Here is an 11,456-nt window from a genome sequence, read left to right on the forward strand (position 1 = left end):
GGTGACAGATTTTGCCGAGTCCGACTGCTGCCGCTTGTTAAAAGCCGACGTCACGACAACTCCTTGATTCTCTAGCTGGATCATGTGGTCTGCTATTGTTGTAAGCATAGGCAACATGGTGCTTGCCGTTATCATCAAGAATATCGCACTTTAGCTTGTATGGCTTGCCTAGACCGGAACGCCAAAAATGATGCTTCTTTTCATATGCCGTTTCAAATTCCGCTGTGATTTCAACAGATGAAAGCCAATCATAAGAAATGTTACGGGCTTTTAAGTGTGACGCTAATCTTGCTTGATAGAACTTGATTAGAGAATTAAATTCGGCTGTTGGCGGATGAATACTTCCTGACAGAAGGTCAATCACAACGACTTTATTGGCCTCATTTTCAACAAACTTGTGGAGCTTTCCAATTCCCCAATAGCCATCCACGTCATTATTTCGGCTACTGAACGAACCGATCAATCCACTTGCTATACTTCCTAGTTCTATTCTACGAGCCATATTTCCCAGAGGCTTTTAACATTTTATTAGTGCGCATGCGCGTTTACCTCATTAGACCAGTAAAAATGCGCATCATTAACTGTTTGTATTGCAAAGAACTTATCAGCTTTTTATCTAATACACCATCCGGAAAAACGTGCATGCGCGTTTTTCAAACCTATTAACTAATTTTGGGAAAGTTTATGCTTATGATTTTTAAGGGTTTTATAAATTTTAGGCTGGATAAACGCGCAAACTAATGAGTGTAAAAACACTCAAAAGCATCTAAATTTAAATACGACTGTATACCCATACATTGTTAGTCGCTTTACGGTAGGGCCAAACATTAGGTAAATGGATGAGATTTTGTAGGGCAATTCATTCGTCAGTTTTCGATTCACTAAATAAATGCTAGCAAGCTTTGGGGCAAAAGCTTGTTTGCGATAAGATGTTTACCATCATTTCTCCCAGGTGAACTTGCAGAGGAAAAGTGACGAACTGAATGATGTACAGCCTTACATTGCATCCCGATATCTGTGACCTGAAGATTAAATCTATCTACCCTTAGACTTGTGTGCATTCCTTAAGCCCAACCTATTGTTTTTTGAACCCTAAAACAAACCTGCATTCGTTGTTTATCTCAATAGTCACCGAAACGCTACCAATAGGTGGATTTTTGGTGACTTTGGAGGGGGGAGGCTGTCTGAACTCTAGTTAATGCAACCGAAACACCATCAATAGGTCGCTTTTGGGTGATTACCAAGTAGAGTTGTGGCTGTGCCACATCAAAAAGCTATCAACAGGTGGCTTTTGAATGACACTAGCCATTTTTCCAAGTGGCTGATTTGTCCAAATTGGGCAGTTTGACGTGCCGGGATTTATACACCTAAAGGCCAGAATCTCTCCTGAAATTCATCAATCAGGAGATAACGAATGAAACTTCATCCTCGGCAGTGCCAGCATTGTTCTGGCGCTTCAATTCTCGCAATTCTTGAGACTGCATCGGATTCAAAGTCGGTAGAGCAAGCTATCACATCGATCGCCAATAGCTTGATGTTTAGGGCAAGGAAATACCATGAGTATGAGACACGAAAATTGGCAATTTCTTTTCTGCGAATGGTTGAAACAATTCACCCCGCTCTATCGAGCGGGGGCCCCATCTCACAGCAAGAAAACTCCGAGCTTCGCCCAGATTTTTCTCCACACCCCACTCACCGCGAGTGGTCTGTCTCATCCGGCGCAGTAGCGCCTTCTGAGGGGACTCCCTGCGCCTCTGCACATGCAGAGTTGCAAGGGAGCCGCACACAAGAGAATCAGGGATAAGGGGGACTACAATGGGAGTTTCTAAGGCGTACCGCGTACAAATATATCCACCTAGACAAGTACATATATTGTTGAAGGAATTAGCTAAAGAATCAGGACAAACGGTTAGTAAAACGGCGGTGTCTTTGATTGAGCAGGCATTAAATAATGACTCAACACTGCACGAAATCAGAAACGTACAAGTGGATCAGAAGGAGATTTATCAGCAGCTAATTAACCTGCTATCGATAAATGTGGCAACCACAGATTTTCTGCTCAAAAAGACCTGCTCAGAGGATGAATTGGCTGAGGCTAAACAGGTCATTTCAGCGCGCACAAATGCTCTGCGTACTCACTTTATTGGAGGGGACGATAATGGCAACAATTAGAAAAGGCCGTATAGGGGATTTTGTTCGCGGAGCGGATACATGGCTTCACAGTCAGCAGATGTTGTTATTCAGCGGGATTTGGATATTTTTGCCTGGTGTTTTGTTGGCGATTATCGGGGGCCTATTATATCTCTGGATAGACGCCGATAAATGTGTCTTGCAAAACACTAGTACATATCTTTGGGCACAATTGAAGGGATTAGTACAACCATTTTCAAGCGTGACTGTAGGAACCTGTGTTGCCCTAGATGGGCGCGAATCTCTGCCATCCTCTGTGGTGATAAATGAACCACTATTTCAGGAAGCTGCTGTTAAGCTTCTCAAATCCTTTGGATGGGTTTTCAGTTCGCTCTTTGTATTGTACTTGCCAATTGGTGTTTATCTTGTCGTTAAGGCAGTTAAAAGAGGTAAGGAAATCAAAGAAGACAAATATATTCGAGGGGCGAAACTTGTTGCATCCGAAAAATTGAAAGGAGAAATCGTAGAAAAGCATGGTGTTTCTGATTTAACCCTTGGCGATTTTCCCTTACCTACAAGATTTTCAAAAAAGCACACCTTGATTAGTGGCACCACGGGTGCCGGTAAATCTACAGCACTAACTCATTTGCTTAAAGCTATTCGTGCTCGTGGAGACCGGGCTGTGGTGTATGACAAGAAAGGCGAATTCGTAGAGATGTTCTATCGGGACGGAGTTGATCACATACTCAATCCGGCAGATCGCCGCTCACACCAATGGACTCCATGGGAAGAAATGGCTTCTCCATTTGATGCGGACTGGATATCTGAGACACTTTTACCTAGTTCTAATAGTAACAGTGGCTCTGATAAGTTTTTTACATCCGCTGCAAGGGCAGTTGTTTCTGCCGCACTTCAGAATCTATATCTAGACGGACCGAAGTCATTGCTTTCACTTCTTCGGGCGACAGCGTGGAATGACCTTGAGTTACTCAAAGAACTAGTTGCAGGCACTCCAGCAGCGACATATTTCAATGAAGATAACGAGCGAACTCTCGAAAGTATCCGTTCCACAATCGTAGATGGTGTTCGTCCACTTCGCCTGTTGAAAGAAGAGAGTCAAAAGGGATTCTTCTCTATAAGAGATTGGATAGCAGAAGGCGATGAACCTGATGCCGACGATAGCTGGTTGTTCTTACCAGTACGGGAAGCTGAAGTTGAGATTCAGAAGCCTCTAATTTCAACGTGGATTCAATCAGTGGCTAAGGGGTTGATGGCGTGTGGTGTCAATAATGATCGAACGCTTTGGATTGTTGTCGATGAGCTACCAAGCCTCAAAAAAATTCCTGCTCTTTCAATGTTGATGGCCGAAGGGCGGGGCTTCGGTGCGGCTGTTGTTTTAGGTATTCAGGAAATAAACCAGCTAGAGGAAGAGTTTGGGAAAAACACCTCTAAAACCATACTTGGCCTGTGCTCCACGCAGTTTCATTTTCGTTTGAATAATGCAGACACTGCTGAGTGGGTCTCCAAAGTACTTGGTGAAGCTGAGCGTGAGGAAGTTGATGAAGACTTAAACTACTCCGCCGATGACATTCGAGACGGCGTTCGAGTCAGTTCTAAACGTCAAAACCGAAAAATTGTTCTTCCCAGTGAAATCATGGACCTGCCTGATTTGTCTTGTTTTGCCAAAATTTGGGGCGTGGAGAGTAAAGCCCGTATTGATATTCCTTTCTTGAGACTTCCGAAGATCGCTGACGGTTTTATTCAAGGTGATGAGAATGAGACGGTTGGTATGCGTCTGCTCAATGCCGCACGGTCCTTGAAAATGAAAGCTGATACTGACTTTGCTCCGAAAGAACTTTCCAATAAGCATGGTGCTGAGGTGTCTAAAGGGCAATTACCAGCCCTAAGTGATATAGAACAGGAAGTACATTCAGTGTTGGGAACTGATGGAGTGGATGATGATTTGGTATTTGGTCTGCTTGGAAAAGGAGGCAAAAAATCATGATGTCTGCATATTCTATTAAAAGTGCCGGAGCTGCCGGTCATTACTTTGAGCATGATGACTACTATGTAGACGGGCTATCTCCTTCAACATGGATAGGTTCTGGAGCTGAGACTCTTGGCCTTGCTGGTGAGGTGGATCGAGGAACTTTTAAATCACTTCTGGAGGGGCGGCTCCCAGACGGTCAACAGGTCGGTACTTTCCGTGACGGCGAGTGGAAACACCAACCAGGGACCGACCTCACTTTTTCAGCACCCAAGAGTGTTTCTATCTTGGCAGAAGTTGCTGGTGATAAGCGGCTTCTCGAAGCCCATGACCGAGCAGTCCAAGCAGTTCTTCAACATATAGAGAACGAATATATCGTCACAAGGAACCGCAATCGTACCGAGAACACCTTGGAATACGAGAAGACAGGTTCAATGGTCGCAGCAACTTTCAAACATACAACCAGTCGTGCTCTTGATCCTCAGCTTCACACACACTGCGTGGTAATGAATTTAACACAGCGAAATGACGGCCAGTGGCGCTCAACGGAGAATAAACCAATCTTCATTGATCAAAAGCACCTTGGTCTGGTCTACCGTCAATTTCTCGCTCAAGAAGTCGGCTCACTGGGCTTTCGACTAGAGCACCAGGGTAAAGATGGGACCTGGGAAATTGCTGGGGTAAGTAAAGAGACTGTGCGTGAACTGTCGAAACGGTCAGAGGCCATCGGAGATGCGCTAGAAGTTCGGGGAAAGACCCGTGAGACGGCCACGGCTAGGGAAAAGGAGACCGCCACGCTCGACACGCGGGATCGAAAGGTTGCCGCTGAGCGAGGTGAGCTTCTGAATCGCTGGCATGTCGAATTAGGCGAAGAGAAGCTGGCAGAATTGGAAGGGCTCATAGCTCAGTCTCGGGAAGAAATCCCATCTCTGGAGCTGCAATCCGAGGCGATTTTGGCGCGGGTTCAATTAGCCAACGAAGCCGTCATGTGGGCGACTGAACACCTTGGAGAGCGTGATACATCTTGGACGCACCACGATCTAGTCAAAGAGGCTAGCCGCTATGTCGGATCGCGAGTACTACTTTCTGATGTTATCAATGCGATTGATGCCGCAATTGGCAGTGGTCAGCTCATAGATAAGTCGGTTAGAACCTTTGATCAGGTCAGCAAGCAAGAGATTGATGTGCGGGGATATACGTCGAAAGCGGCCATCGCCATAGAGGATGAAGTACTCAAGGAGGAATACCTTGGCCGCGACCGTGTTCAGGCATTATGCAGCAGGGAACAGGCTGCTGCGGCCATTTCCAATGCTGAGGAGAAGGCGAATGAACTTGGATATGAGTGGAACGCTGACCAACGGAAAGCTACTGAGGGCATTCTGCTCTCCGAGAATCGGATCGTTGGAGTGCAAGGGTTCGCCGGTACGGCTAAGACTACCTCCGTCCTCCGAACTGTAGCTGAGACAGCCAGGGACATGGGGTATGAGGTTAGGGGGCTAACCCCTACGAATTCTGCTGGTCAGAGTTTGATTGATGGTGCTGGAATTCAGTCTGGAACAATTCAGTCTTTTCTGGCACAAAACCGCAACGAGTGGGTTCAAGAACGGAAAACTCATACCCAGATCGATAAAATTGATAAGCGGTTAGAGCAAATCGAAAAATCCCTCTCCAATCCGTATATTGATGAAAAGACGGGGATTCTTATTCCCGAGAATTCACCGCTCTATCAGAAACGACTCGACGAACTCCAATATGAAAGATCAGAGTTACAGGGAGAACGTGACGGTCTTGGAAAAATGTTGGAAAAAACTCCTCAACTTTGGATTGTGGATGAGTCCAGCATGGTAGGCACCAAGCTAATGCGAGACCTCTTGCAACGTGCGGGGCAATCGGGGGCTCGTGTCGTATTGACCGGTGATGTTCGTCAGCTAGCCTCAGTCGAAGCTGGTGCTGCTTTCAGGCAGCTTCAAAATCACGGGATGGAAACCTATCATCTAGAAGAAATCGTTCGGCAGACTAACCGAGGTACTCGGGATGCTGTGTATCTCTCCCTTATGAAGAATGCCTCTCACGCTCTCAGTCGATTAGAGGAGAGCGGTAGCACGATAAAGGAAATGGTCTCTCGTAAAAAAAGCGGAAAAATTGACCATGAGAAAAGCGGTGAAACCCGCAGACAAGAGCTTGTGACGGACTACATGGCTCTTGCGCCGCAGGAACGAGCCATAAGTATTATCCTCGAACCAAGCCGTGAGGGCCGCAGTCGCACCAATGAATTAGTTCGTGAAGCATTAAAGAAAGAAGGCACTCTGGGCGAAGAGCTCCGAACTAACCAGCTATCACCAGTCGATGCAACCGAAGCTGAACGGCGTGTGGTGACATCGTATCAAAATGGGCAAATCGTCCGGTTTGCGCGTAGCTTCAAGCGTGAGGGCATCAAGAAGGGCCTGTATTATCAGGTTGTTGGTCGAGATAATCACGATATTTTGCTTAAGAAGTTCGGGGCCAATGAGCAGTCTGAGCTGATTCGCTTCTCCCCTGAACGTTATGCGGCCAAGAACATCCAGATGTTCAACCTAACTGAAAGTGGTTTGGCCGTTGGTGAGAAGATCGTGTGGCGTGATAATGATAAGCCAACTGGACGATTGAACAATGACACGGCCAAAGTTGAGAAGATAGAAGGCACGAACGTAACCTTCAGACTTTCAAATGGTAAAACCGGTGAGTTTGACATGTCCAAACTGGCTAATTCCCATTGGGATCACGGTTACGCCATGACTGTTCACTCTGCCCAAGGTAAAACAGCCCAGAACGTGTTTGTGCACGCGGAAACCAACCGGGAAGCTTTATTGAACACGGAACAGTTCTACGTGCAGATATCAAGAGCAAAGGACCGCGTGTATCTCTATACCGATTCAAAAGAAGGGCTGGTTCGAGCTGTAGAGCAGCGCTCAGGGCAAAAACAAACGGCTAAGGAAAGCAGTTACCAGTCTCTGGAACCGCTTGAGCACTTGATTGATAAGATATGGCAGCATCCAGAATCAGGACGCTCGTTAGAGCAATTAGCGGATAGGGGTCAAGAACGCGATAAATCAAGAGGTGACAGACAGCACAGTCTAACAAGATGATTGCTGTCTATTGTCCAAATTGGGCAGTTGGGCGTACTAGCTAAACTGCCCTTTAATTTGAAAATGAAATGGATTCGAAACCAAAAGGGAGATCTAAAAGTGAAAGTTCTTTTTACGTCAATCGCTGTAATGACTGTACTGGCAGGTTGCTCCGCGACTATGCCAAATATCACTGGCAACACTCAGTCAAATATGCCGACTCAAAAAGTAGAAAAAGTGGAGCCAGACGTTCAGGCCGCAATAGCCGACATGAAACTCGTTGGATTCAAACAGGAAGATTTCGGTAGCAAGGAGGCATTCAACTCGGCTGCTGAGATGGTGGCAAACTTAGGTGTGGAATGGCAAACCTTCAACTTGTGGACAGCAGAGCTGCTAGGTCAAGAGAATCAAACGCAAGCCATGGAGCGCATTCGCACCGCCAACGATAAACGACGCGAAGAACAAAGGAGATGGAGTTTCTCAAACCTAGATAGTAGTTCCGATAAAGCTAATATGGCTATGAAATATGGATTCCGTGATTGCTTCGATGACTCTAGCCAGTTGCTCTCAGTTGACGATTTTATCAGCCGCTATGCGCGTATTAATGTTGCCTCTTTTAATGGAACGGTTGAGCTTTATGAGCGATGTTTGATCAACGGAGGCAATGAGTGTACGAAGGACGGTCAGGAACTGAGCCTGGAGAAATTCTTGGTGAACTATAATGAAGCCGCCTCGCAGGAGAAAAAGGATCAAGCCTTCAATGAATATTATGAATACTGTGCTGTGCGAACTCCTGTTTCATCTGTTCAATACACTATCTCGTCTCATGACAATGATGTGATGGGTAGTCTTATTGCGGCGGCTGCATCGCGAGTTGGTTGGGATAGTGCGCTTAAAATGTCTCGTGATGTATTAAACATGCAATCCAGATCTGGATCAATGAATATTATTGCTGCCAACTTCTATAATTATCAACGAACTGGATACTTTGATGCGTTTGATATCAGACCTTACGCGATCGGGCGATCCAGTGTCATATCCGTAATGCACGTGGGTGGTATGTGTGCAGCATTTGGTGCAGGTAATAGCAGCCAGGATAGTGACATCGAGATTGATGAGCTCGCTATCGCGCTGGGAGCTAAACCTCGTCAAGCGGATGGTGGTTATCACTGCTTGAAATGGACAGATGGTAACTGGAAACGTGTTGCTGATTACATTGCTGGTGAAAGCGAGGGGCTTCGAGGGTTTATGTCGGTGTACTCTCCTACATTCAACAGCTATCAGGTCCCTTATTGGAGCTATCCCGGTCCGTACCAGCACGACTCAATTATTCAGACTCAACTCCAGAAAAAAGGAAGTGGTATTGCAAGTTACACAGAGAAAGTCACGGAGCGGGAAACCTGCTCTACATATGCGGCAGGTCATTCAGGACTCGCAACTTGGTCTTATCCGGCCTGTGATTACTTAGAAAAGGCAAGCGAGTCAATGAAGGCCAAAGAAAAAATGATGCAAGCGGCAGGTCGGTTTGATGCCTACATATGCAGCAGGTCAGAGGCTGTGAATGGTTATGGAAAACCGGATGTTTCACGTTGTCCTACAGTCTTTTCTCGCGAACAGATAGAAGCTGGCGAACACAAACGCTAGAACACTGAATTCAATTTCTCCACTCATTCGTTTAGGGGCTAAGGCCCCTTTCTTTTTGTCCAAATTGGGCACTTTGGCGTGCCATCTAAAGCTTGCTCATCTGAGAAAATATTAGCTCAAAGAGAGTAGAGATAAATGAGGACACTATGGCGGCAGATATTCAAGTTAACGGATTAGTACTTCCAATAAATGACGCTCACATTCATCAAAGACGAGGCGTAACCGCTGCAAGAACAGAATCTGGTGAACCTCTTCACTTCACGGTATTGAAGTGTCTCGATGGTCAATACACGAAAACATATTGTGGACTTGCCAGAGTCGATAATACCGATGACTTTTTGAAGATCATGGAGTGGGGAGATCATTTCGAACCTATTGCTTCTTGGTATCAAGGGGGCACTCAATGATTAATAGTATTTTCAGAAAAATCTTCAGAAGAGAGCCCAAGCCTGATCTGTACTCTCAACTATCCAACCTTGTGGCTGAAATGCGGACTTATCAGGCTGAGATCGAGCGCTTTCATGCAGATATAGAGGTGTCAGCTAGCCACTTTGAACACATTATCGAGCCCAATAATTTCATTAGCGAAGAGTGGGTTAATGGAAACCTACATGTAAAACATCGTCATTAAGAGGTAATTGGAATGGAATTGAACGAAAAAGCGAAAATTGCGACGCTCTATCAAGAACTTAGCAAAGCGGATGTCTCTGACCCTAAAAAGTTGGTTGGGCAGCTTGAATCAGCGGCTAAGTCAATTGTGCAAAGTATGAATAGTCATCCTATTAAAAATGAGCAGATGAAAACCAGCGTTTTTGATCATGCTCACATGAATGAGCAGTATCGGCAGCTATCTGAGCAGCAGATGAAAATTGTTGATTCTGTCCAGTTGCTAATAAAGCAAGTCGAAAGCATGGGGCACGAGAAACCAACTCAAGATAACTGGCTCTCTAAAACACTTTCTAACTATCAGCGGGGATATTTAGAGAACGATATTTTTACCGAGGCCGCAGGTGCTTTAGTTTGGATGGCGGCAAAGGCTATTCAGAAAATCTTTTTTGAGTCAGACAAGACAAAGCAGCAACAAGCTGCCCATGAACTAAAAAAAGATATTGGGAAAATGACAAAAGCTCTAGGTGTTGAGTTGTCACGCCTTCAACTAGACGTCAAAACAGAGCAGCGACATGGGCTTATGTCTGAAGTCATCACTAATGCCAAGCAATTAGAACAAGGTGGTCAACAGAAAGAAGCCGACAGACTGATTGTTAGCACCTATAACAAGCTATCCCAGTCCGCTAGAAAAGACTATAGCCAATATCAACCTCAACCAGAACATCATAAAGCCATAGCTCAAGCTCAAGCGAGAGAGAAAGAACGTCAAGCGGTATCGTCAATTCAGCACCAACAACACAGTGAAAAAAGAATCGACTGTGACAAAAACAAGTCAATTGGTCGTTGATAATTGCATTCAAATAAATGAGGAAACTGAAATGAAAAAAGCAATCTTAGCAGTGGCTACCGCATCTATGCTCTCTTTGGCTGGGTGCGCGACAAAGCCTAGAATTACCGACGCTTCACTTATGGTTTTTAAGTTCCCAGCAAGTGGTGACACTATTAATGTTACTTACAAGATTGAGCATGGAAAAGACTGTCTCATTACCATGGCGCTCGGCCCTCAAAGTAATGAACAGAAATATATGGCTGCTCTTGATATGGAATCTCGACATTGCCTGGAGGATGTAACAGGAGAGAGCCAAGTGGGATTACATCTGGACCTCTCTGATGTTCGTTATAATAATCCGGCGGTGATTAATTATAGCCTGACAGGGCCAAGCCCATTAGAGGAACTTGTAGCGATCAAACCGGATAAGAAAAAATAATAATGATTCCTGATTATCACACTTTAAAAGGCAGGTTAACCCTGTCTCTTGATCACAAGTCTTCGTGATTGAGAGACATGGCCAATTCGTAACCCTCAAGGATGGTTTGTAACCTAAACCATCCTTCCCACAATACCTCTACACAAGCTCGACCTGTCCGCTTGGTATCTTTCCAACCCCCTAATCTGGCCAGACGCTCGTACGCCCACTGCATATCGGGTGCCTGTTGAGGTAACGGACGTCCCTCCATTTTCAGCCAAAGTAATTTCCACGCTTTCTGACCCAATAGCGTTTCACAACATTGTGCTGTCACTTCCGCTTTGGATACCTTCATAAAGCGAAGCTGGAGTAAGCGTGTGGCGATAAAAGCCAGTATCACACTCATACGCTCCAGGTTCTCACGGCACTGCATTCTCAGCTCTTCCACCGCGGTGCCACTGCTTTTCCATACCTTGTGGTAATCTTCAATCAACCAACGGCGCTCGTAATAGCCGACAACCTCCAGTGCCTCCTTCGAGCATGTGATAGATTCGGAGGTGAGTAAGTGCCATGCCAGTTTTTCTTCACGATGACTTTGCTCTACGACACTGACGTAATACAGAGGGATATCTGCCAGAGTGCGTTTGTTGGCTGGGGCTTTGAGGGTCACTCGGGCATATCTCATTTCCAGCGTCACCGCCCGGGCTTTCCTTCCGCCTTTCTGAGGAATGAGGA

Annotated in this window: 8 protein-coding genes and 1 pseudogene; 7 read left to right on the forward strand and 2 right to left on the reverse strand. The window is 45.7% G+C overall.

Annotated elements, in window-relative coordinates; all coding sequences use genetic code 11:
• Positions 1–37: 37 nt before the first annotated feature.
• Positions 38–502 (reverse strand): hypothetical protein, encoded by a 465-nt coding sequence (locus tag HG547_RS07655; RefSeq protein WP_169547498.1) that lies wholly within the window; start codon positions 500–502, stop codon positions 38–40.
• A gap of 1,313 nt (positions 503–1,815) precedes the next feature.
• On the opposite strand from HG547_RS07655, the gene HG547_RS07660 reads away from it, so the two are divergent.
• The 7 genes from HG547_RS07660 (at position 1,816) to HG547_RS07690 (ending at position 10,742) form a co-directional block, all read left to right on the forward strand.
• Positions 1,816–2,172: a hypothetical protein gene (locus tag HG547_RS07660; RefSeq protein ID WP_169547499.1), complete on the forward strand. Its 357-nt coding sequence runs from the start codon at positions 1,816–1,818 to the stop codon at positions 2,170–2,172.
• Positions 2,159–4,135: a type IV secretion system DNA-binding domain-containing protein gene (locus HG547_RS07665; protein ID WP_169547500.1), complete on the forward strand. Its 1,977-nt coding sequence runs from the start codon at positions 2,159–2,161 to the stop codon at positions 4,133–4,135. The genes HG547_RS07660 and HG547_RS07665 overlap by 14 nt, the downstream gene beginning before the upstream one ends.
• Positions 4,132–7,242 (forward strand): MobF family relaxase, encoded by a 3,111-nt coding sequence (mobF, locus tag HG547_RS07670; protein ID WP_169547501.1) that lies wholly within the window; start codon positions 4,132–4,134, stop codon positions 7,240–7,242. Before HG547_RS07665 ends, mobF begins: the two co-directional genes overlap by 4 nt.
• Positions 7,243–7,341: 99 nt before the next feature.
• Positions 7,342–8,865: a hypothetical protein gene (locus tag HG547_RS07675; protein WP_348981360.1), complete on the forward strand. Its 1,524-nt coding sequence runs from the start codon at positions 7,342–7,344 to the stop codon at positions 8,863–8,865.
• A gap of 146 nt (positions 8,866–9,011) precedes the next feature.
• Positions 9,012–9,272: a hypothetical protein gene (locus HG547_RS07680; RefSeq protein ID WP_169547503.1), complete on the forward strand. Its 261-nt coding sequence runs from the start codon at positions 9,012–9,014 to the stop codon at positions 9,270–9,272.
• 236 nt (positions 9,273–9,508) lie between these two features.
• Complete coding sequence (locus HG547_RS07685; RefSeq protein WP_169547504.1) at positions 9,509–10,321, forward strand: hypothetical protein; 813 nt, start codon at positions 9,509–9,511, stop codon at positions 10,319–10,321.
• Between the two features lie 31 nt (positions 10,322–10,352).
• Complete coding sequence (locus HG547_RS07690) at positions 10,353–10,742, forward strand: hypothetical protein (RefSeq protein WP_169547365.1); 390 nt, start codon at positions 10,353–10,355, stop codon at positions 10,740–10,742.
• A 52-nt stretch (positions 10,743–10,794) separates the two neighbouring features.
• Here the strand turns inward: HG547_RS07690 and HG547_RS07695 are convergent.
• Positions 10,795–11,456 (reverse strand): annotated as a pseudogene (locus HG547_RS07695) (IS4-like element ISUnCu8 family transposase); the annotation flags it as partial.

The sequence above is a fragment of the Shewanella sp. DNRA4 genome (assembly GCF_012843185.1).
In the GTDB taxonomy this organism is placed as follows: Bacteria; Pseudomonadota; Gammaproteobacteria; order Enterobacterales; family Shewanellaceae; genus Shewanella; species Shewanella xiamenensis.

Bases quoted from the DNA above. Each gene is read 5' to 3' on its own strand.
- HG547_RS07655 (WP_169547498.1), bottom strand. From the start codon at position 502: ATGGCTCGTAGAATAGAACTAGGAAGTATAGCAAGTGGATTGATCGGT.
- mobF (WP_169547501.1), top strand. From the start codon at position 4,132: ATGATGTCTGCATATTCTATTAAAAGTGCCGGAGCTGCCGGTCATTAC.
- HG547_RS07690 (WP_169547365.1), top strand. From the start codon at position 10,353: ATGAAAAAAGCAATCTTAGCAGTGGCTACCGCATCTATGCTCTCTTTG.
- HG547_RS07685 (WP_169547504.1), top strand. From the start codon at position 9,509: ATGGAATTGAACGAAAAAGCGAAAATTGCGACGCTCTATCAAGAACTT.
- HG547_RS07665 (WP_169547500.1), top strand. From the start codon at position 2,159: ATGGCAACAATTAGAAAAGGCCGTATAGGGGATTTTGTTCGCGGAGCG.
- HG547_RS07680 (WP_169547503.1), top strand. From the start codon at position 9,012: ATGGCGGCAGATATTCAAGTTAACGGATTAGTACTTCCAATAAATGAC.
- HG547_RS07660 (WP_169547499.1), top strand. From the start codon at position 1,816: ATGGGAGTTTCTAAGGCGTACCGCGTACAAATATATCCACCTAGACAA.